Genomic DNA, 23569 nt, shown 5'->3' with positions numbered 1-23569 from the left:
GACTGCCTATCGCTGACGCAAGCTGACGATAGCATAAATCACTGTCTGAGCGCAGCGAGTTTGATTTATGCCGTCAGCTTGCTAAGAAGATGGCACAAAGGAATGCAGTAGTCAATTCATGTCCTCCTCATTGCTATCGAATACTCAAATACACTTCATCACCCATATCCCACAAGCAATACACCAGCGCTTTGAGCTTGGCCAGGGCCTTACCACTTTCTGTGCCCTGCCCCTCGCCGGTCAGGCTGATGACCGGAGCGATACAGCCGAGCAGTTCGTCCTTAGCGTTATTTGCCGCGTGGATCAAGATCCCTTCACGGTTCAGCACATGCGGGATACCGATCTGCTCCCCGTGTCGCTGGTAGCGGATCTTCTCCAGTTTGTACTGACCGATCGGGATGCAGCTGATCCGCTTGATGTTATTGCGATCCGGCAGCTCGATCGTGTGGCAGATATGCTCGCCCTCGAAGGTAATTGTTCCATTTGTTCCCTCAGCCCCATATTTACGGAGGAGCTTAAGGGTATGCCTAGTTTTCATAAGCCTACGGTTGGATTACTTGGACAAATGTTAAGGCATTGTACATGCCATTAGATAAAGGATAGTACCCACCATTGACGAATTGGAAATAACTTATTCCCATCATGATCAGCACAGCAGCGCCAGCCTGTGGTACCAACTGTATGCTTAGCACTTCAGGAGCCGAAACATCGCTTTTACCAATATCCAAATAAGACGAACGAGCAATATCCACCTCATCAGCTTCTGGATTTTGTGCATCAAACTCAGTTGCTACCAGCTGAACCTGTACATGTGTTGCTCCATTCAGTCCTTTGATCACGTTTTTAGCGATCATTTCCGGGATTGCAAAGGAACCATCGCCTGTAGCTCGATCATAGACAGGACGGATTTTAAGGAAGAATACGTCCTTGAGCTGCGCCTTAAGGTTACATTCCAACCCCACCAGTGGGCCCAGATTGGAAGAGAGTACTTGGCGGTCGCCCCTGCCATTTACTTCATCCGCACGGATGATACGATTTAGACGGCCGGTGAGGCGATTGGCAAATGCAGCATCTGATCCCTGATTGAGTAGCTCGCGCAGCTGTTCACGCAGTTTTTTGGAGGCATTTGCTGCCCGACCGAATTCCTGGCCGTTTTCTTTGGTTCGCTGGAACCGCGGATCAGAATTGATCTGATCTTTAGTTGGGCCACCTTTCATGCGAGCCTGATAGCCGCGCTTGTCCTTGTAGAAGGAAAGATCCCCGATCTTACCTTCAAATTTTACTAAACTTACTTGTCTTGCCATGATTGTTTATCATTGGATTACAGCACAAAGGTGCACATGCAAAAATCAGGTTCGGTCCCAAATGGGCTTTGGTGGGCTTATTTGTATCCAAATGGGGCCAAATGGGTTCATTTGTCTCTTTTACATGTGAAATAATAATTCCTAACTTTAGGTTAACGGCAACACGAAAGTTTTGCTGGTAAAATGCCGCTACAAATAACCCATATTCGCCCGACACAGACAAAGCACATGTTAAGCACAGATATAGCACTGTTGAAGCACTAATAATGTACATTGTGAAATGTGCTAAAACAGTACTACAGAAGTGCTTTGTAGGAGTAAGATGATAAACGGACAATAAGCCGATTAATAAGTAATTTTTAACAATTAAATAAATATAATTATGAGCAATCAACGTGTCTGCATCTATGCTAAAGATGTCAGTATTCTCTTGGGAAAGAGTTACAAACAGTCTGTCCGAATACTTCGGACAATCAAAGATGCCTATGGAAAGGATCTCCATCAGTACATTACGGTAGAAGAGTTTTCTTCCTATACCGGTATTGATGTAGAAACCATCCGAAAACAATGTCTCCGCAATTGATCTAATCCCTTATTTATCAAGGCTTAGCCCATGATCTGTTGGTCTGTTACTTCATGTTCCTTTTCTAAAAGTACAGTTGATGTGAGTTGGGTAGTAAATTATAAATTTTTAGATGCTTCATACCACTTCCAAAATGCCCCTTTTTTTTCCTTATTTACGTTGACGTACCCTTTTATTGGAGGTTTAAAATAAATCTTTAATGCCCTGGTATCACTATCATTTTCTACTTCTGCTATTCCCACATATTGGACAATCCAATTCCCTGTAGAAAAAAACCTAAAATCTTTGTCGGTAATTTTTTTTATCTCTTTCAATGTTCTGAAGGGCAACTTATGTTCCATTCCATGCTGGTCCACGCCAACTGCACGTCTTTCCACTAACTCGATTTTATAGAATTTCCCAAATTGATCATCAAGATCCTCTTCACGATAGGACTGATTTTCAAGCACAGGTCGTTGTAGTTTTAGCATGCGGGCATTTCGGGTCAAAACCATACTATAGTACATCCCGAACAAGATAAGCTCAAAACTAACGAAGATAAAAATTACCAAAAGTGAAATCGGGAAAATAACTTTGGAATAAGTTGATAAACTAAATGGCTCCCCGAAAATAGAGAAGTAAGTATAAGACAATATTAGCAATACAGTCACAGGGATCAAAAAGCCCTTTAGAAAGAGGAATACCCAACTCTTAGCACTATATTTTAATTTTGAAACCATGGGACGCTGCCAGTTCATTAGCCAATTGATAATTAACGAAAGCAGATAGAATCCAATCGTATTTATTGCAAGCTGTAAACAAAAGTCAGGTTCGTAAAAGATCTCGAGAAACCCTTCGGGCTCACCATAGGAAAGTATAATGTAAGAGCCAATGAAAGAGACTACAAATCTGCCAATATAAAAAATAGGTTTCCGCCGTTTATACAAACGTTGCATAGAAAATTCTTTTAAAATTATTAGAAAAAGAGGACACTATTAGAATAGCGCCTTAGGCTAACCCGAAGATACATAATTAAGGGTTAATAATGATCTATGAATTTCGATTTTTAAGCAATGAATTCTAATGTATTTATAAATTTTATATACTATTAGCTACACAAAAGTGTAGGTATATTGTAATACACTGTCCGAATTTCTCCAAAAATGTCCGAATTTCTCCAAAAGAGAGACTTGAGTTTTAAGAGCCCATTGGTATTCTTTAGTTTTGGAATCCGTGAAAATCACGATCAGTTTTAAACATCAAAAAGCTAAACTATGTTTACAGAAAAGTACCCATTAACATCACCTGGTGTAGACCAAAAAATTTATGATCTCTATCAAAAAGAGGATAGCCAAATTGAATTGGAAGCCGATTATGTAGAAATCAATTTTTTTGATTGGATCATCTGCACTTTTATTCTGACCGAAGATCAGATTGTTTACTTGTATTCGCTCGGACTGGAGTTTGCACTGAATAATGGCCGTGTGCTCGCCTACTGTTTTCGGCACCGACTCGAGGTCACTTTGACTAAGGGAGATATTGCCCAACGCAGTTCAAAATTTATCCGTCGTGAGGAAAAAGTGGAAGTTACCGCACAGCCGGAACAGGATGATTTTGTCTCTGGCGGCGTCAACTATTTTATCAGCTAAAAGAAAGATTATGGATAAGGAACCGACGGCGAACCTCATTAACACCATTCTGCAACATGTATCCCTACTTCCAGAGATGCAAGAACAGTTACTGTCCCATATTTTTATCAAACGTATCAACGGAGGTCATTATTTATCACTGCACGAGAAGGATAGCTTCTTTCTCCATTCGGGGATTCTGAAAAAGGAGAATCAACTAACTGGTGATATCGCCCATTTTATGCTTGAGGGAGATTTTGGCATATTTCCGGCGGACCGAAGCAATTATAGTTTTGTCAGTGTGGAGCCCTGTGTTTTGTTTGTAATAAGGGCGCGAGACTTAGACGACCTCCTATCTCAATACAAGCAGCTGATTTCCCCTTACAGAGATTTGATTTTTGAGTGGGCAAAGCAACGGCAACGGCGTATTGAGCTTATGCTTTTGCCTGCAGCGGAGCGTAAAGCAGCACTCGTAGAGCGTTTGGGCTGGTCTTATAACCGCATCCAAAATAAAGATCTGGCCAATTATCTACATATGAATGTGAGCTATTTCAGTCAGCTACCACTGTAAAAATTGATATTCATCATTATCAATTTTTACATCCAGGTCTTCGGATATCCAAATTGAATGTGGTAAATCTCTTACGAACTTAGTGATAAGAAAAAGGAACATAAGTAATACAGCTACCGACATCACGAACTTGGGAGACAAAAGTTCAAAGGGTAAAAAAAACGGTCTGGCAAAAGGAGTACCCCGCCAGATCGTTAGTTACTAGCAAAGTAACTATTATGGGGGCCGGTATGACTGCAGCGTACTGAATTATAAACTTAATTATGAACACCAAAAACTAACGTGATTATGGCTTGGTTTAGCTTTACAGGGTCAAACCCTACGAATCCAGCACATTATACTAACGTTGGGAGTACACCGCCAGCCTGTTCAGGGGACAATAGCATCTGTGCTATACAAACAAACCCTACTGGCTCGGGTCAACCGCAATTGACAGACGCATTGAAAAATGAGATGATTATTGCATTAAATGACCGTACTTCATCCAGTAATGTGCAGTTGAAATCTTAATCAATATTGATTTATAGGTTAAAAAAGACAAGGGGACTATTCGTCCCCTTATTTCTTTTTAGATTTCTTCAAACACAACTACTTCGATCTCCCGCTCTTCCAGAGTTAATTGCATACCATAAGCGAGCAATTGCTGGTTTAACTCAGCAATATTTTTGAATTCTCCCACAGCAATATTCTCTTTGCTCTTCACCTCATCGATTACTGGAGGATATTCCTTCGTGTAGTCTATAACAAATGCGAGTACAGAAGTGCCTTCCAGATTCTGTCGATTTTCTACTTTTATCCCCCCAGTTTTATCTATAGGAATCTTCCGCAATACCAAACATTGGCGTTTTGCTTTTCCATAGTATACATTCAGTCCAAAAAAGTTGTTCATATCGTTATACACTACCTTGGCCTGCTCCTGTTCAGTCCGCTGGATGTTATCGATCCGTTCATAACAAATCGCATTTTTCTCCATCCACCTGGTGGGTTCGTTCTCCTCCGATCCATAATTATAACGTGTTTTGTCCTTGACTTTCCATTCTACTCGGTCTTTTGTGATCAGGTATTCTTTTCGCTGCATTTTCCCAAGTAATGAAAGATAGATATTGAATAGCGGCATGTTATTGTAAGATGTGCGATACTTTTGTATAGTACTATCCAATTGATAAGTAAAGCCATTTTGCTTAAGATCCGCGTTAAATCCCGAAACTTTACTAAAGGCAATGTTGTTAATCCCTAATTCCTCTTTACTTGCCAAGGGTAGAAAGTCGTCTTTACGGGGAAGATTGATTTTTCCATTAGTCAATAGTTCCTGTATATTTTTACTGTTCAAAACATCCACAGCCGTAATAGCTACAGCTTTTCCCTTGTAGATCCATACCACATGTGGCGATGATTGGTGCGGGAATAACTTATGCAAAATACTATCTGAAACAATAGCCGTGGGATAAGCCTTATGCTCTTTCAGGAACTTATTGGTGCGGAAAAAATCCTGAATAGTTTTTTTATCCTGCCAGGTAACCTGTATTAATTTTACATTGCTTCCAAATTCCTTTTGCAAGGCCACGACCTTTGGCATATTAGCGATGCAGGACGAACAAAACGTATCAAAAAAATCAAGCACCAATAGATCCTCCTTATAATTTGCAAAGTCAAATTGAGGCTTTTTGTCATTGATGACTTCTACGGTCTTATTGTATTTAAATTCATCGCCAATATGAAGACCCTTACTATGATCAATTTTAGGCTGAGCAAAACTATCTATTGAAATAAATAGACATAACATACTACCTATTATCAAATTATATATTTTCATTTTATTTGTTTTTGTTATATAGCTATTTATCTTTTATTCTGAACCAAACCACCAACGTTTATTGCACTCAAAGGCAATAAGATACCATACGAGAGACTGTTGGGTTGTAGTTGATACACCGTTCCGTTGAGGTTCCTTATTAGCATTTTTTCATATGTTGGATCCATGTTCAACCTCTTTAGATCCGGCCAGCGTAGCCCCCGAAAGACCAGTTCCTTTCTTCTTTCTTTTAGTATCAAAGCAAGCAATCTGTCAGGATCTGTTTCATCGATGGGTATGTAACTATTCTTTTCCCAACGTTTTTCTAATAGACTATTCATCGTTGCATTAGCAATATTAAGCTGGTTATTTCTCGCAGCACACTCTGCCCGGATCAGATAGATTTCTGTGGTGGTTAGCCCAACAAAAGGACTTCCGAAGGAATTATCATAAGAACCTTTAAAAGTCATGTAATCGGGATCAGTCGGCGAAGTTTTATAGAACAGCACCTTCCGTAAGTCATCCGATTGATAAGACGCATATAATAGCGTATCTGTAAAGCAGTAATATTCACCAAAAGCTTCACTAAAGGATGCTGTCGCAGGGAACAGCACCTCTTTACCAAACCGAGAGAAAGGCAGATCAGTATTTGGGTCAACATCATTGTAATCCAACACAAAATCATTTTCACTTAAGGCTGAATCAGCATAATTTTGCGCCTGACCGTAATCCTGCATATCAAGGTATACCCTCGCCAGAGCCGCATAAGCTGCAGCTTTACCTGGCATACTTTTCCCAGCTGCCACATGGGGAAGGTTATACGCCGATACCTTGAAATCCGATATCACCTGTTCATAGGATGCTTCCAGCGAAGAACGCGGCGCACTTTCGTCCATATTTGGTGTCACGCGTATGGGGATACCTAGTTCCATCGCGGCAGTTTCCTTTTTGAATGCAACGGTATATGTAGACAGTAGCTGCTGAAAGGCGAAGGCCCTATAAAAATGAGCCATTCCATGGACTTGCTTCCATTTTGCGGCATTGACAGTCGGATCCAATTTGTTCAAGAGCTCAATGACCTGATTGGCAATATAAACTACTTTATACGTCGTTTGCCAAGGCATTGTATTGATTAGCGTTTCATTGTTCCAGCAATATAGATTGCGATGGTCTATTTCAGAGATTGACAACCAATTGTCGTAGTTCAGAAAATAATCGTCACTCGAAATTTCGCCCTGATTGGGATAGCCCATATTCATATCCGAATAGTTATTGAGCAAAAGTTCGGCATCTTCCAGTGTCGTTGGAATAGCCATTTTAATATTGGGTTTGTAATCTAGGTAATCTTTACAAGAAACACTTAAAAACCCTATTAATAAATATGTTAGAACTTTATTCATCATTATTGAATTGTTAGATTAACGCCTAATGAAATAGCTAAAGGATCAGGCCAATTAGCACCAAATTCGGGATCAATACCATATTTATTTGCCCGCCATATGGTCCCGATATTTTGTGCATATGCATAGACATTTAAATTTTGAATGTTTAGCTTTTTTAACTTGCCAAATGAATAGCTCAATTGCAGATCGCGGAGTTTTATCTGGTCTGCTGGGGTGACCAAAGCAGATGAAAATGCATAAAAGTTTGTCGCATACATATTGGCTGGATAGCTCAGTGCTGGCACATCGGTATGCATTTCATCTCCCGGTTTTTGCCAGCGTTTTGCAAAATCCGCATGTCCCGCTCCCATATTGACAAAACGATAATTTTCAAATGATGTACGTTGAAATTTGTGCCCCAACTGATAGCTGATATTAAATGAAAACTCCAGTTTACTATAGCGGAATGTATTCCGCAACGAACCAAAATAAACCGGAACTGCTGATCCATTATTATCCATATCCCACACTGCTGTGTTGCCATAGAGGCTGATATAGTCTTTTGAGACCTGCCCATTCACATACCCTTGTGGAGCACCGGTCTGTGGGTCAAGTCCAGCCCATTTAAAACTTAAAAGGCTATAAAGATCCATCCCCTCAAAAGGCGTTATTATTGGATTGGTACTCACATAGCTATCTCCTAGTATATTTTCATTATAGGACTTCTTGACAATATTTCGGTTGTAGCTAAACACCAGATTGGTCGACCAGGAGAACAATCTCTTCTGTACATTGATGGACTGCACGGAGAGATCGACGCCTTTTCCACGGATGTTTGCCGAATTGAATAGCATGGCCGAGAATCCGGTACTGGGATCCAACTGCCCTAAAGCAATCAAGTCTTTGGCATCTTTCAGATAGTATTCCACGGAACCCGTGATTCTATTTTTAAATAGGCCATAATCCAGCCCGAAATTATAGGTACCGATCCGCTCCCATCTCAGGCTGGGGTTTGGTGGGGACTGTATATATGCGTAGGGTTCGTTAGAGATGTAATGCGGCATACTTTCCCTGTACATAATCGGATACGCAGCGGTCGAATTATTAATATTTCCGTTGTAGCCGTATGTCACCCGTAATTTGAGCAGATCAAATAAGCTGGGCGCAAAATTCTCTTTCGAGATCAGCCATGCACCGCCGATTGACCAAAATGGCTTCCCTTTGTCGTTGGTCTTTACCCCAAAAAGGTTAGAAGCATCCTTACGAATGGAGCCAGAGACCATGTAGCGGTCTCTATAAGCATAGTTTGAATTTAGAAACAGTGCTGTATATCTATTCGTGAATCCTGAAATAGTACTAAAATCTCTCAATATACCCCTGCCACCCATACCATTGAGCAAGGGCACAGATTTGCCCCATTGCACGGGAGTAAAGTTGCCATCTGCGCGGCTGTATCCATAGTATACATTGTTGGTACCGTCACTTTTTACCTGCCTGAACTCTGCTCCTGCCAGCACATTCAGCCGATGATCTTCGTTCCATAGCTTTTCGTAATCTGCCTGCAACCTCCCCATTTGAGTTGTATTATCCAGCTGTTGCTTATTCATAAAGTCGCCTAAAGGCAAATTATAAGTCACTTGATTTGCATCCCATGAAGCATAATAATTTAGGTATGCACGATGTTCGACCGATCCGAGTCCCCGCCATATCTCCGTTGGCTGGCTAGCCCGCTGATAAGCATAATTGGCAGAAAGATTTAGTTTGGGCAGCAGTTCGTACTTGATAGCGGCATTGAACAAGATTTCACGCACTTTGCCGATTCTGCTGGTTTCATTCAGTTCCTCCAATGGCCTGAACTTCCAGTCCAGTAATCTTCCACCGGCAACAGTGTCCCTAAATGTAGGGTTGTAGCCAATTGCATCGACGACCAATGAATTCCCATTTTTGTCTGCCAGTTCCATATAGGGGAAATTGCCCATCCCTCTTCCCATCACATTATAATCCCAAAATGCATCCGCATCTTTCGTTTTCGAGTCGGTGTAAGTTATCCCAAGATCCAACAGCAATCTATCAATTGGCCTTATCTGCGTATTGTTCTTTACGGTCAAACGCTCATAAGAAGATGTCAGGAGATTTTTAAGATTCTTGTCGTAACCGAGCGATACAAGCGTATTCACCTTTTCGTTTCCACCTTTGAGCTGAAGATTGTATTGCTGGTTTACCGAAGGCCGATAGATGTATTTTAGAAAATCCTCACGCATATCTATCTTTCTTAAGCGATCCAGTTCCATATCAACCTCAGCTTGGCTAAGTTGTCCTAGCTTCTGCTTTTTAAGCAATTGGATGACTGGCGTGATATTATAAGAATAACGGTTCATGTTGGTATTGTAGTAACCCTTATTAAAAAGAAAAACTTCTGCATCGATATAATCAGAGGTATTCATCTGCGGCATATAATAGAGATCGGGTTTTTGCCCTATCGTGAGATTACTATTAAAATTTAGTTGAAGCGGCTGGTTAAACTTTCCTTTTTTAGTCGTGATAACGATTACCCCATTACCAGACTGTGCACCCCATATGGAAGCAGCCGCAGCATCCTTTAATACCGAGATATTTTCGATGTCATTTGGGTTGATATTATTGAAATAACCCGTTAGATCATCAAAGTTATTGACATAAGGAACACCATCGATCACGATCAAGGGCCATATATTCGAGTTGATGCTACTGACTCCCCTAACATTGATATTGGGCAATTTACCCCGACTTGAGGTAGAATATTTAGATGTTGAAATACTCGGCACCACATCCTCTAGCCTACTGATAAAATCAGTCGACACCTTACGATTGAGAAGCTTGTTGTCTACAAACTCGAAGCTTCCGGTAGCCCGCTCCTTTGGAATCTTTTGATATCCTGTAGAGACTACCTCCACCTCATCCAATTGATTCTCCAGCGGTATCAACTTTACTGTTAACGATACCCCAGCGGAGTAAGGTATTGCTAGAGGCCAATAACCGACATGGCTAAACTTGATAGTCCCTGTAGATGCTAGCACTGACACTGAGAAAGAGCCTTCACTTTTGGAGGATGCTCTCCCCTTTTCATCTTCGATACGAACCGATACCCCATGTATCGGTTTACCATCTAGTGCCGAAACCACTGTACCAGATACTGTTAAAGGCCCATTAGCCCCGCTGTCCTTGCGGGGCGTCTGAGCCGATAAACTAAACATATGAAATACAGCAATGCATGTCAAAAGCATTGTTGTATTCTTTAATGCCTTTGAAAGGCAAATAAAATCATTTAAAATATTAAGAGCCAGCTTACTGACAGCTCCTAACAAATAGGCAATACGCTCCCCGTTGCAAAATTTTTGCATGTTAAAAATGTGTTGTGCAAAGGCCATAGCTATGGCTAATGCTGATCCAACAATAAAGAATTAGCTTATCCGAAAAGCGCCGTCAAAACGGTTACAAGGCATTGATTAGGAATAATTATGACGCTTCCTACCGGAATAAAAGACAAACCGACCCATAACATACTATTGTATTACAATAAAAAGTAACGGTAAAAAGTTTGGATTCAATAAAACTTTGCTTAATTTTAAAGTGCAAGATTAAAACAAGCTCATTTCATTGGCCATTATTACCTTTTATGCAATCATCTAAATGTATAGGTCGGTGACAGGGATATAAAGAGGGAAATTAAGCTGAACAAGGTTCAGTACCTTTTCATTTGTAAGGAAAGTCAAATCCTCCCCTTTTTATTGCTCTTTATAGCCTGTTTTTTTCTACAGTGTGTCTTATTCAGGCGCACGAAAAATGTTCTTTAAAAGTGACTTGCGGGAATACCTCGTCAGTCGATCTCTGATCGAAGGCGGGTAATGGGCGTTGTTTTTTGTGTTCGTTCTCATAATCGTTTTGGTTTTATGTGAACGAGTTCCAAAATAACGAAGGAATGAAACCTTGCCTTTCCCCACTCTTTCGCTAAAGCCCGAAAGCATTAGCTAGGCCTTAAGTAAACTTAAGGTGGTACCCGGAAGCGGCTACTCAGCAAGGCTCATTCCCGCGCGTATGCAAAGATACAATATTCGCAGGTAATGAGCTAACCTTACCGCCTCCTTCCCAGGTACCAAGTGGAAAGTTGGAGACTCGTCAATAATATCAAAGTGTTTAAAACACTTAATATTTCAAGTTAACTCAATGCCCCAACAATTAAGGGCATAAATAAAAAATCAGATAGCATATTAAAACTTAGCTATCACTAAGCAAATATAAGAACTTAGCTATAGCTATGCAAATAATTTAAAAAAATTATGGCTGAAAAAATACCAAAAACTAAAATAGAATGGGAAATCGTTAAATTGGTGAGAGAAATAAGGAAAGCAAAAAAAGTCAGTCAAGCGAAACTTGCTAAAATACTTGGAGTAACTTCAGGATACGTAGGCCAGATTGAAATAGAAAACTCTCCGAGTATGTACACCTACGATCAGTTAAACAAACTGGCAACGGGATTAGAGTGTAGCCTAAAGGATTTTATGCCTGAAAAGCCTATTAATATTAATTTCGGCTAGAAGCTAAAAAAGAAGTGAATACAAAGTTTTAACTTTCTCCAAGCAAAGAAATCGGATATCTTACTAATCTTAAATTTCCTGATTTACGAATCAATACCGAAGAGGGGTATATTCTCAAATTGAAACAGATTCCTGTAAATTAAGAATTCCGTCCAAACAGATCAAATGAATTTAAAACTCATTGTTATGCCACTTGAAATTCAGACAGATAGATTAAAATTATTACCTTTTACAATACAGATTTGTGAGGAAGCATTATCAAGCTCAACTTCACGTCTTACAGATTTAGGTATTATGCCTACTAGAGATTGGCCAGATCTGGAAACTTTGGATACATTGCCAAGAATTATAAATAATTTAAACAAAGTACAATCGCCTACCGGATTTGAATCATGGATGGTTATTCATAAAAATACAAATATATTAATGGGAGATATTGGATTTAAAGGTGCTCCTAATGAATATGGTGAGGTTGATCTTGGATATGGCATTGTTCAGACCGAAACTAAAAAAGGATATGCAAAAGAGGCTGCCTTAGGATTAATAGAATGGGCATTTAAACAAGCAGGAGTTAAAGCGATTACAGCCAATTGTTCAGAAGATAATTTCGCTTCACAAAAAATATTAACTTTTCTAAATTTCAATGTAGTTAAAGAGTATCAAGGGATGATCTATTGGAAGTTATTGAGCACAAACTAGTTTTTGCTTACTTGGCTTGTATTGCAGTTAGTGGGGCTATATAGGTAAAGAAGAGCCAAGGAAAAAACGGATAATGTTCTTTATGGGACATATGTTCTTTTGTACGTTGATAATATTATTTGTCATGGCCATAATTAAGGACATGTGGTGAATAACTGATATTAAAGTTTGCGATATAAGTCATAGAAAAAGAGCAATAAATCAATAGCTATAAATAATATGCGTAAAAGCGTTTTTTTATTGAATAAGTTAGTACCCAGGTACTTGCTTAATCCTTAAATTTAAATTAAAAATTATATAAGATCATATTATGAAAGAATCTATAATAAAATTGACAACCGACGCAAAAGGAATACAAAAATGTATTAAAATCGATTATTTAAAAGTAGAAGATGATGATAATGAATATGCAGAATTCTCATCGTCGCCATATGACATGGAATATTTTAATAGAAATGAAATTCAATTAAAAGACGGTGACTATCCAGTGTCAATGTTTGAGGAAGTAATAGTTGCTGCCCCCGTTATCCGTCAAGGAGATCCATTGCCTATTATTACCTATAGAGGAATGCAATTGAAGAAAGAGTTCAGAAAATACAGAGAAGAATAATTGAATTACTCTTATTTTTAATATTTAGCAAATTTAAGAAAGCTTTTTTAAATCAATACTCCATGATAACGTTTCAAACCCCTAAACATCACTGGAATTATTTTCTTGCAATCGAAAAAGACCTGGAAAACCTTTCTCGCTATATAGAGTTTGCGAATGCAAATCTTGGAACTTATTCAATAGAATTGACTCATATTTTATTGTCTGCCTCTTCTGAAGTTGATGTAATAATGAGACAATTGTGCCACCTGCTTGACCCTTCGCAAACAGCAAATAATATTAATGATTACAGAAATATTATTCAAAACCAACTTGGTACATTCGTCAATGAAGAAATATGTATTGATCGATTTGGCATTTCTTATAAACCATGGGATAATTGGAATGGAACACAAAATCCAGATTGGTGGCGAAGTTATAATAATGTTAAACATCAAAGAAATAATCACTTTAATGAAGCTAATTTACAAAATACTATAAATTCTGTGGGAGCACTACTATTGACTGTAGTTTATTATTATAAAATAGCATTTTCAGGTGAAGCTGGTAACGAAATTGATTTTAAAGAAACTACTCGCCAATTACAACCCGAATCATCGTTTATGAGGATTAATAGTAATTATTATTATCACCATCTAATTGTATGATTTTATACCGCTCTCCAAGCTATACCGATATTGCTATTTTTTGTTATATTTAAAATATAAACCTTAATCTCATTATGCCAATTAACCAATTATCCCCTGGAGATTCTATTAACTTACCAGCAATATGTTCTGGCAAGTTTAAGCAAGCAGTTGGATTTATCGAACATATTATTGAAAATAGCAAAACAGAAACGATTCAATCCATCGGAGAAATCAATGTTTCACCACGCATAAAAGAACCTTTACTAACGCTTTCTGACGGACATAAAATTATTTTAACGCGGAGAAAAGTTAAGAATATTCCTGAAGGCGCAGATGGTGTTCTATCAATAGATGAGAAGAATAAATATTATTGGCAATCACATCAACGAGCTCAATTATTCAGAGAAAAAGTAACCAAAAAAGGACTTGCTGAAATAGCCAATGAAATAGAAGCAACCTGGATTGACAGTTTTAAATATATAACTGAAAAACAAAATGCTGATGGTACTATTTTTAAAAAAGGCCTTCGTTCACCGCAAATAGCAGGTTTATACGCTATTGGAGGGCATTGGACAATGAGCAATCAATCAGCAACACTAGTCATGCCAACAGGAACAGGTAAAACTGAAACTATGCTTGCAGGTCTTGTTGCTTTTCAACCAGGAAAGATTTTAATAGTAGTGCCATCTAAAGCACTTCGTGACCAAACTTTTAGGAAATTTACAACATTAGGATTGCTACGTTTCCTTAATGTTGTTTCTCCAAACATCGTTAATCCGATAGTTGGAATTATTCAATCAGGACCGAAGAAGAATGAAGATTTGGATATATTCGATAAATGTAACGTGGTGGTTTCTACCATGGCTGTTTTAACTGAACCACAGAATGTCCGATATCATTCTTTAATTGCTCAAAAGGTAGATACGCTTATAGTAGACGAAGCGCATCATATTGCTGCAAAAGGTTGGTCAGCATTTAAAGAGTATTTTAACAATAAAAAGGTTCTTCAATTTACTGCTACACCATTTCGGCGTGATAGCAAACTGGTTGACGGTAAAGTGATCTATGAATACCCGTTACAACAAGCTCAAATAGACGGCTATTTTAAAAAAATAAATTTCCACCCTATTCATGAGATCGACGTGATGGCTGCAGATGAGGCTATTGCCAAAGCAGCGGTAGATCAGTTGAAAAGAGATTTGGAAAGATTTGATCACATTCTAATGGCACGGTGTTCTGATACATCAAGGGCAGGTGAAATATTTAAAATATATCACAAAATTGCCCCGGAATATAATCCTGTTTTAATACATTCAGAAAAATCAGGTAGTGATCGTTCTTTGGCAAAACTATTTAATCGTGAAAGCAGAATCGTGGTATGTGTCAATATGCTCGGTGAAGGCTTCGATCTCCCCCAATTAAAAATTGCAGCTGTTCACGATATTCATAAAAGTCTGGCTATATTATTACAATTCACAGGTCGCTTTACTCGTTCTGCGGCGCAAGCGATTGGAGAAGCAACAGTTATTGCCAACATTGCTAAAGCTGAAGTTTCCGAAGCATTAGAACGCCTTTATAGTGAGGATGCGGATTGGAATTATCTACTAAGCGAGATGAGTTCCCGAGCAGCTCGAGCACACGCTGAACTCATCAGCTTTCTGAATGATTCTAAAAGATTAGATAAGGTTGATAACAGCGAAGACTCCATCGAAATTTCAAACCACTTATTAAGGCCTACCTTCAATACAACTGTTTACCAGTGTGAGAATTATGAACCCAAACGTTTCCACGAAGGAATATTGGATAATATGTCAGTGGAACAGGTGTGGATACATGATGCCTCAAGAACAACCTATTTTATTACGAAAAATGAATTTGCTTTAGCTTGGACAAAATCCAAAGCGGTAAGAGATAGAGAATGGCATCTATTCGTTCTTCATCATGATGAAAAGAGAAACCTGTTGTTCTTTTCCGCAACTGACAAATCTGCCACATATTCAAAATTATTAGAGGCTGTCGGCGCAACAAAAGCGCTCGATGGCGAGGTGATTTTCCGTTGCCTTGGCAGAATAAATCGGTTGATTTTTCAAAATATTGGAGTTAAAAAACATGGCCGGAGAAACTTGCGGTTTGCGATGTATGTGGGTGCGGATGTTGTACAAGCATTAACGTTAACGGAAAAAGGTGGTTCCAGTAAATCAAATCTTAGTGGCACCGGTTGGGAGGACGGAAAACCAATCACTATTGGGTGCTCCGCCAAAGGGCGTGTCTGGGCAAGAGATCCTGGAACCATACCAGAACTGATTAAATGGTGCGAAAATGTTGGCGATAAATTAGTCGATTCCACGATCGACCCGTCAAAGATTATTGACAATGTTCTTATACCTGAAGAAGCCGAGAAACTGCCGGAAGCACTTATTTTAAGTATCGATTGGCCAATCGAATTATTGCGCCGCTCTGATGAAAAGATACTGTGCTATGACGGTATAAGAAACACGCCTCTTTCTATGATCGATATTGTTGCTACTCCTCAAAGAATAAGTGATACAGAATTACAGTTTTCTCTAAGTGTTGCAAACGTAGATAATTGGGTGACTTACACGTTGCGTATAGGAGGTGAAGCAGGGTATATAGTGCAAAGGAAAAGCGGAGCTGAGATCCGTCTAAAAATGGGAAAATTAGACTTGTCCCTAAGCGATTATCTCTCCGAATATCCACCATTGATCCGATTCACGGACTTGTCAGAATTAGATGGTAATCTTTTAATAAAACCACAAAACCCACAAACACTAGTTTTGCCAGATGAATCATTTGAAATTTGGGATTGGGGCGGTGTGGATATAAAAAAGGAATCCATTTGGAAAGAAAATATTAAAAGAACAGACTCTATTCAAGGCAAAGCGGCAGAAGCATTTGTCAACGGGGGTTACCAAATGGTTTTTGATGATGATGCTCCAGGCGAAGCGGCTGACATTGTGGCAATGAAGGAGGAATCAGATCATATTCTACTGAGCCTCGTACACTGCAAATTTTCGGGCGGGGTTGATGCGGGAGAAAGGATAAAAGACGCGGTAGAGGTCTGTTCTCAAGCCGTGCGTTCAACCAAGTGGAAGTGGAAATTTAAAGATCTTTGTGTGCATCTTTTGGGCAGAGAAAAAAGATTGGCGAACGCACTCAGGCCAACCAGATTTATTGTTGGTAGCAATGTCGATATCAATAAATTCAGTCAAGCCAGCCGTTTCAAAGAAGTTAGGATGCAGATTATCATCGTTCAACCTGGGATTTCGGTCAAAAACAAATCTAAAGATCAAATCTCCGTTCTTGCTTCAGCGCATAATTTTTTAAAAGAAACGGTTGGAATAGACTTAGAAATAATTTGTAGTGCTTAATTAAAAAATATTACCGCAACTGAAATTTGGTTATTAAATATTCCATAGGAAGAGAGAAACTCGTTGTTACTCAAGTTAAATAACATATGACATCTAACACTATTGTAAGGGGAGTGTAATTCCAACTGTGTCATCGGATAATTAACCTAAATCTAAAAAATCTCTTTCCAGTTTGAGTCTATCCTCAAACCTAATAGACAGTTGGGATATGGTCAAGCCCCAGTTATGTAATGGCATTTCCATTTCTTAGAAATATCCTTAATAACCAGATAAAAATCAGCTCTGATTATTAAATTTTCCCGCGCAGAGTATACCAAGTATCTCTGCTGAATGCCAGTTTTATATTATAAACAACATAGACGTGATGGCGGTTCGTACACCTTCGCATAAAAAGCATTGCTNNTCCGTTACGGTATAGAACGGATCGTTATTCTATTTTAACATGAGGGCTGGAGTAATGATAAATAGGCATTGTACCTGAATAGTTACTTTTATTGCACCTTAGTAAATGTTGACGTTAACTTTTCTATAAATTGCTTGGCCATTGCCCTATCAATATATGAAATAGAATTTTCTGAGAAACCAGACGAAAAGCTTAAATACGATTGAATATATGATATAACATCAATTAACAGGCTATCCGAATCTGTATGAGGAAGTTGTATGCCAAAAAATATCTCAGAGTGATGATATTTTAACTTAAGAACTACGCAAATAAACTTTATACCACCTATCTCTGAAAAATATACACCCTCCTGGCCTGGGATGAAAGCATCCCGCAAGATTGTATTTTCGAAATATATCTTGTCATCAGGATTTAGCAACTGCTCACGTACTATATCATAATTTGAATTAAAGGCAATCTCATAACCGATCATCTCAAAAGCAAACAAATATGCAGATTTTAACAATCCCACATTTAAAAGGTGTAAATCCACTTTTGGAACAATTGGTATAAAATTCAGTATACTTCCTTCGCGTACTGTCCCTATAAATGTTTCTAGCTTACTAGGATGATTATTTTTCTTACTGTGATGCATAGTGAGCGTCCCATCTTCATTAGTAGAAACGTGACCTTGAAACATCTCCCCTGTTTGAGAAAACAACCTAATCTTCTGTTCTTTCAATGATAAAAAAAATGTTTTTTGATTTAGCTGAATACCTTTCAATAAATGACTATCAGCTTTTGCACCAAATGTATTATTGCATGTAGAGCAAGTATAGCATTTTACTCCCCCGCCTAACGAATGTGGGGGCACATGCTCTTTGGTTAACCCCGCCGGCATTTGACCTTTGATGACAGGAAATTCTTTTAAACATATAGGGCATGCATATATATCATCTTTTCCTGTAATATCTTTATAATTTGAAACAAACTTGTTAAGCATAAATTAGATTTAAAAATGTCTATCGATTCTTATGATAAAGAGAATGGGATGGGCAAATAGCTATATTCTGATTTCCAATAGGTGTTTGCATTGTGGCAAATTCATACCTTTATACTTGTTCATCTTGTTTAGATTTTTTTATGAAAGTTGTTGGCGATAAACTTAACATTCATTTATTTGAATATTTAAAATTGTATTCAATTAAATGAGAAGTCGGCGGTTTCCCTTCGGGTGCATAATACCAATGAACATTTCTTTTCCTTTCTGAAATCAAGTGTAAATTTTTTCTTGCCCTTGAAGCTAAGACATACAACAACTTTTTAGAGTTTTCCACACCATTATTATCGTTAAAATGAGGCACATATCCATCCAATAAGCCAAAACCAATTACCGTGTCGTATTCCTCACCTTTTGTACCATGAATGGTGGAAACTGTAATGCCGTCCCTTTGCCTGAATACTTTTTTAAAATTTTCGATTTCACCAATAAACGGATTACCGTCTTCTATCAGTCTTTGAATTCTACTTTCAGAACTGGCAAAAAATGAATTGAAGTGTTCGTTCAGTAAGGGGAAATTGGTCAGTTTGATTTTAAGGTATTTGCAGATTTGAGTAAAAAACAATCTCAAATAAGTTAACCCATCCGTTTCGATGATCTCAAAAGAATTACAAGTTTTAAGGAACTTTTTGTTTGTTGTGCTTGATACATCAACCCCGGCCGAATCCAATTCGCTTAATATTTCCCTAGCCCATCTCAAACGTCTAACGTACATATGTGGGGACGGCTCAGTCAATGCAATTCTTGAAACCTTAAACCAAAAATTATCGATATCCCTGGAAAACGGTGCCATTCCTGGTCCGTCAAAACTGAAATCAGGAAGACGTACCATAAGTCTCCTTGTAATGCTTGCGATATGTACCCATTGTGGTGCGGTAATGCAAATTTCATTGGGATTAATTCCCAAATCCTCAATATTAAGAAGTATTAATTGGGCCAGCTCTTCAATTAACTCATCTACAGAAACTCCGGAATTAAAGGTGATTAAGCTGGGATAATCCTTATCACTACCGACCGCAATAATTGGGGTTTCAAAAGTTTTGTAATAGTCAAAATATTCAATTATTGCAGCTGATGATCTGTAATTTTTATCAAGACTTAAAGGCACTAACGGAAAACCCAACAACTTCTCAAGTTCATCTTTTGCCATTGGATATCCACCTAAAGATTCATAGATAGACTGATTAGGATCACCTACGATAAGTGTCTTTGAAGCGCCCTTATTTGCTGCCAAAATTTTAGAGATGATATGGTACTGTATTTCCTTAGTGTCTTGATACTCGTCAACTAAGATAAATGGGAACAATTTGCAAAGAATATTTGCAATAATTGGCTTTGTATTAATCAATTCGTAGGCGTAAAATAAGATTTGTTCAAAATCAATTTGTCTGTTTTTTTCGAGGATATCGAAATATTCCCCTAGGATTTTTTTTAAGGATCTGTGCTTTTGAGTATTGAGACAAGTCAGATAAAATGCATCTGTTTTGGCAAGAATACCACAATCATAGTATGTTATCTTTTCTTTTTTATAGGGTGTACACAACGCCGTCAAAATTTTTTCAGAATCAAATGAATTGATCACTTTGAATCCGTTCTTTAACCTCTCTGAATATAAATGGTAAGGTTTTAGAATCCACTCGAGACAAAAGGAATGAATAGTGCCTATCCATAACTGTGTGGTATCTACGCCTAATAGTTCAACCCGCTCTTTAATCTCATCCGACGCACTGTTGGTATAAGTTATTGCGATTACAAATTCCCTGTCAGACTTTAATCTGCTTAGTTCATAAGCGATTTTATACGTTAAGGTCCTTGTTTTACCGCTACCGGGGCAAGCGACAAGCAGTACACTACCATCTTCAAGGATTGCATCTTGTTGTTCCTTATTAATACTATTTCCTTCCCAAACAAACATCACTACTTCAATTTATCAATTACGGTCATAACCTGGTCGTTGGGAATAACGAGGTCGAAATAGAATGCTAAATCTTCCAATTTTATTTCTTCACTTCTATACCTCAAAAGTTCTTTCCTACAACCAGTAAAATCCGATGTACTGTCATCTTCTAAACACTTTTTGATTCGGTAGTCGATTATATCTGCTACAATATTAGAGGAATACGTATCCCTTGCGAAAAAGATAGCATCTAGAATATATTTTGGTATTATAGTCTTATGGGAAATGTGTTTGCCCAACATAATGGCGAACCAACCTTTTCCCTCCTGCTTTGCCATCGTGAGTACACGTTTTCCATATACCGAAACGTCATCTTCTTCAAGGTCCGTCAAAGATTGATCCCTTGTAGGCTGGTCTACATAAACTTGATCTATTATTTGTATGACTTCCCTAGCATTTCCTTCGGTAACAAAGTCAACTTCGAAGGTATGCTTTGCGTAAAATGCTTTGACCCAAGAATTTCCTATCTCAAATGCATCTAATACAGTTTTTCTTTCTAAACCTTTTTTTTGCGAACCAGCAACTCTCTTCTTATATTTTTGCATGGTAGCACTGTCACCAGGTTGTACAATAGTGTCGCAAATGGCGGCATCCAAATCTGTAAGTATTGCGCACTTTCTTTTTATTCTATCCTGATGAAATAGCTGGGCAACGTTCTCAAATCCTGTGCTTCGAATATTTATCAAACTTATTCCAAGTTCATCGAGACTGACACCCAGTACCTTCTTAACCATTATCGGAATCAAAATTTCTTCTGCATCGCCTTCAACTAAAATTACGCCCTTGGCAAAAAGCAAATTCGTCCTTACAGCGTCCAAATAACGTTGAATTTGATTTATGCTTTCTGCATTCAATCCCGTTGAAGGCTGGTAAACTTCAGCATAATTTGATTTTTTCGCTAGGATATTTATATTCTCTACGTTGCTCACCTCGGAGATTTGCGTAGAATGGGTTGAATAAATAATCTGGGTGTCGCCATAGTCCAACTTATCAAATAAAGTTTTCTGTATGTGATTATGGATATGGGCCTCAGGTTCTTCAATTATCAAGAAATTGGCAAAAGTATCCTTTGATTTACGATACTTAAACTCCAGAAGCTTTAGGGTTAAAAAAATAAGATTTGCTCCACCTAAACTTAATTCATGTATTCCACCTTCATATTCTTCCCCCGGCTCACCGATAAACAATTTTAAAGATTGGAGCAATTTTTCTGCTTCATCGGGTACACTGGATTTTATCGACAAGGATGACGGAGAATAAGTCTGTCCAACGGCATCTTGTATTGTGGATCTTATATCTAATCTGATGTTTTGTACATCAGGAAGGGACTCGATTCTTTGATTCAAATCGTTTACCAGATCGCTTATCGGTTTGTACTCTGCTTCATTGATCTCACCACTTTTATTTTTCAATAGTCCGAGCAATGGATTAGTTCTGTTGTTATGAAAATCACTGACAACATCGCGTAGGGCCTGAATGAAGGTAAACGAAATCTCTTTTGCCACAGAAAGCTGATGCGGAATTTTAGATCCAAATTTTGAGGCATCAATCGTTGGGGGGAAAATAACATTTTCAAAGTCACCGACAAGCTCCTTATATACGGCTGGATCACTAAAATCAGCAGTACTTTTACCCGTGAAAAAAGTTTCGTAATTATCGAGCACGGTAATTTCATTGAGCACGGTTTGAAGTCCGACCAGATCTCCCTCTGCTAACTCTGATAGCTTCTGCCTTATATCTGCCTTTGGACAAAAAAAAAGATTGTAGGTAGCTTTTTTAACGTACTTCTCTTCAGCAATACCAGCACCATGAATAAATAAGGATTGAATTGCCTCATCATCATTTAATTCATCAAATTCGATACTGATTATGATCCAATGTCCTTTCCACCTTCCTTTATCTAAAGTTCTATTGAAATCTCCTTCAGTGAGTTTATAAGCGTATGGTAGAGAAACATCTTCCAACAGCAATCTTATGGCTTTGAATACATTAGTTTTTCCAGAACCATTTTCGCCTATGATGGTATTTATCCCTTTGTTGAAGTAAAAATTTGCATTCGCAAAGTTTCTATAATTGATGAGGCTAATTTTAGATATATACATTAAAAATAAGGATTACTAATTTCAATTCTAAATACTGTTTTTTCAGCTATCAATTTATCGAAATCGAAGTTTACAATGACGTCGATAATCTATATGTGCTCTCTTTGTTAATTTTCATTTTGTATTCCAAGTAAGCTACATAGCCCGCCCCTATATCACTAAAGATATTGGTGCCGATGACAACGTTAGCTGCTATTGGGTCATTATATCGTGAAATCTCCCTCCCTTCGATGGAATTGGTCGTGGTTACTATCATGGCATGCTACTTTTCAATCGGGCATAGTTAATACCCAAGCCGAATATAATTATTTATTTTGAATTAATATGTTTGTCAATATTAACTATCTAGATTATTACACACTTTGTAAGGCTAAGCTAGTGGTTTATAAAAAAGGTTGGTTACGGGAAACCGTATAAGCATATTGATAACAAAATAACCCTACTGACTGATCACTACTCCAGCTATGAGAGGTAGACTCCTCCCCTAGCTAAAAGTCGAGATCGCGCGCTCACGAATCTCCGAAACATTCAAGCCGGCCTCTTCCAATTTCTGCGAGGCCTGCTGCTCGATTAAATCCCTTAACAAGACAAAGGTCTGGTCAAATTGGACATGTTTGCCGATTACAAAAGAAAGATCATACTCAACCTCCTCCCAGGTAGAGATATCAGCATGATTGTGCTGTAGCTGTACCTCTAATTTGTCAATGGCATTGGCGATACCTCCATATTGAACTATATGTCGAAGATTGGATATGAATTGGTAAATTCATTCAATTTAACTGATAACTATAATGGATCCGGAAGAACTTCTGGAATTATTTATACTATGAAAATAGCTAAGTAATAATCGCTATAGATCGTGAGACCAGCAAACTATAATTAAGAATTATCTCAGTCATTGTAAATAAGTCATAAATGAATTGGT

The 23569-nt window shown here is 38.2% G+C and carries 19 protein-coding genes; 9 read left to right on the top strand and 10 right to left on the bottom strand.

Features of this window, described 5'->3' with window-relative positions:
• Nucleotides 1-133: 133 nt before the first annotated feature.
• Complete coding sequence (locus B4G94_RS16025) at nt 134-538, bottom strand: DUF5675 family protein (protein WP_286860091.1); 405 nt, start codon at nt 536-538, stop codon at nt 134-136.
• A gap of 4 nt (nt 539-542) precedes the next feature.
• Nucleotides 543-1304, bottom strand: a complete 762-nt coding sequence (locus B4G94_RS16020; protein ID WP_286860090.1) for a hypothetical protein — start codon at nt 1302-1304, stop codon at nt 543-545.
• 382 nt (nt 1305-1686) lie between these two features.
• Between B4G94_RS16020 and B4G94_RS16015 the strand changes: the two genes are divergently transcribed.
• Nucleotides 1687-1887: a hypothetical protein gene (locus tag B4G94_RS16015; RefSeq protein WP_286860088.1), complete on the top strand. Its 201-nt coding sequence runs from the start codon at nt 1687-1689 to the stop codon at nt 1885-1887.
• Between the two features lie 98 nt (nt 1888-1985).
• Here the strand turns inward: B4G94_RS16015 and B4G94_RS16010 are convergent, their stop codons facing one another.
• Nucleotides 1986-2822 (bottom strand): hypothetical protein, encoded by an 837-nt coding sequence (locus tag B4G94_RS16010; protein ID WP_286860086.1) that lies wholly within the window; start codon nt 2820-2822, stop codon nt 1986-1988.
• A gap of 318 nt (nt 2823-3140) precedes the next feature.
• On the opposite strand from B4G94_RS16010, the gene B4G94_RS16005 reads away from it, so the two are divergent.
• From B4G94_RS16005 to B4G94_RS15995, 3 genes are all read left to right on the top strand, one after another.
• The gene (locus B4G94_RS16005) at nt 3141-3515 is read left to right on the top strand and encodes a hypothetical protein (protein WP_286860085.1); all 375 of its coding nucleotides are present in this window, start codon (nt 3141-3143) and stop codon (nt 3513-3515) included.
• Nucleotides 3516-3525: 10 nt separating this feature from the next.
• Nucleotides 3526-4065, top strand: a complete 540-nt coding sequence (locus B4G94_RS16000) for a hypothetical protein (protein WP_286860083.1) — start codon at nt 3526-3528, stop codon at nt 4063-4065.
• Nucleotides 4066-4353: 288 nt separating this feature from the next.
• Nucleotides 4354-4575 carry a hypothetical protein gene (locus tag B4G94_RS15995; RefSeq protein WP_286860081.1) on the top strand — a complete coding sequence of 74 codons (222 nt, stop codon included), beginning with the start codon at nt 4354-4356 and terminating at the stop codon, nt 4573-4575.
• 58 nt (nt 4576-4633) lie between these two features.
• Here B4G94_RS15995 and B4G94_RS15990 read toward each other — a convergent pair whose 3' ends face one another.
• From B4G94_RS15990 to B4G94_RS15980, 3 genes are read right to left on the bottom strand one after another with little or no spacing between them, the layout of a single operon-like run.
• Entirely contained in the window at nt 4634-5878 is a 1245-nt protein-coding gene (locus tag B4G94_RS15990) for a TlpA family protein disulfide reductase (RefSeq protein WP_286860079.1), read from the bottom strand.
• Between the two features lie 26 nt (nt 5879-5904).
• Nucleotides 5905-7260, bottom strand: coding sequence for a RagB/SusD family nutrient uptake outer membrane protein (locus B4G94_RS15985; protein WP_286860077.1), 1356 nt, complete (start codon nt 7258-7260; stop codon nt 5905-5907).
• Nucleotides 7260-10619 (bottom strand): SusC/RagA family TonB-linked outer membrane protein, encoded by a 3360-nt coding sequence (locus B4G94_RS15980; protein ID WP_286860076.1) that lies wholly within the window; start codon nt 10617-10619, stop codon nt 7260-7262. Before B4G94_RS15980 ends, B4G94_RS15985 begins: the two co-directional genes overlap by 1 nt.
• 936 nt (nt 10620-11555) lie before the next feature.
• Here B4G94_RS15980 and B4G94_RS15975 point away from each other — a divergent pair.
• The 5 genes from B4G94_RS15975 (at nt 11556) to B4G94_RS15955 (ending at nt 17140) form a co-directional block, all read left to right on the top strand.
• Nucleotides 11556-11813, top strand: coding sequence for a helix-turn-helix domain-containing protein (locus tag B4G94_RS15975; protein WP_286860075.1), 258 nt, complete (start codon nt 11556-11558; stop codon nt 11811-11813).
• Nucleotides 11814-11978: 165 nt separating this feature from the next.
• Entirely contained in the window at nt 11979-12512 is a 534-nt protein-coding gene (locus B4G94_RS15970; RefSeq protein ID WP_286860074.1) for a GNAT family N-acetyltransferase, read from the top strand.
• 310 nt (nt 12513-12822) lie between these two features.
• Entirely contained in the window at nt 12823-13122 is a 300-nt protein-coding gene (locus B4G94_RS15965; RefSeq protein WP_286860072.1) for a hypothetical protein, read from the top strand.
• Between the two features lie 62 nt (nt 13123-13184).
• The gene (locus B4G94_RS15960; RefSeq protein WP_286860070.1) at nt 13185-13769 is read left to right on the top strand and encodes a hypothetical protein; all 585 of its coding nucleotides are present in this window, start codon (nt 13185-13187) and stop codon (nt 13767-13769) included.
• A gap of 74 nt (nt 13770-13843) precedes the next feature.
• Entirely contained in the window at nt 13844-17140 is a 3297-nt protein-coding gene (locus tag B4G94_RS15955; RefSeq protein WP_286860069.1) for a DEAD/DEAH box helicase, read from the top strand.
• A gap of 491 nt (nt 17141-17631) precedes the next feature.
• On the opposite strand, the gene B4G94_RS15950 is transcribed toward B4G94_RS15955, so the two are convergent.
• From B4G94_RS15950 to B4G94_RS15935, 4 genes are all read right to left on the bottom strand, one after another.
• Nucleotides 17632-18528 (bottom strand): HNH endonuclease, encoded by an 897-nt coding sequence (locus tag B4G94_RS15950; protein ID WP_286860067.1) that lies wholly within the window; start codon nt 18526-18528, stop codon nt 17632-17634.
• 169 nt (nt 18529-18697) lie between these two features.
• Entirely contained in the window at nt 18698-20500 is a 1803-nt protein-coding gene (locus tag B4G94_RS15945; RefSeq protein WP_286860065.1) for a UvrD-helicase domain-containing protein, read from the bottom strand.
• A gap of 2 nt (nt 20501-20502) precedes the next feature.
• A complete protein-coding gene (locus B4G94_RS15940; RefSeq protein ID WP_286860063.1) occupies nt 20503-22644 on the bottom strand; it encodes an ATP-dependent nuclease in 2142 nt (713 codons plus the stop codon).
• Nucleotides 22645-22714: 70 nt separating this feature from the next.
• On the bottom strand, nt 22715-22900 hold the full coding sequence (locus B4G94_RS15935) for a heavy metal-binding domain-containing protein (protein ID WP_286860061.1): 186 nt from the start codon (nt 22898-22900) through the stop codon (nt 22715-22717).
• Nucleotides 22901-23569 lie beyond the last annotated feature (669 nt).

Source organism: Sphingobacterium sp. UBA7625 (assembly GCF_002484085.1).
Classification (GTDB): domain Bacteria; phylum Bacteroidota; class Bacteroidia; order Sphingobacteriales; family Sphingobacteriaceae; genus Sphingobacterium; species Sphingobacterium athyrii.
Note: the sequence above shows the minus strand (reverse complement) of the source record. Positions and strands in the feature narration are given on the sequence as shown.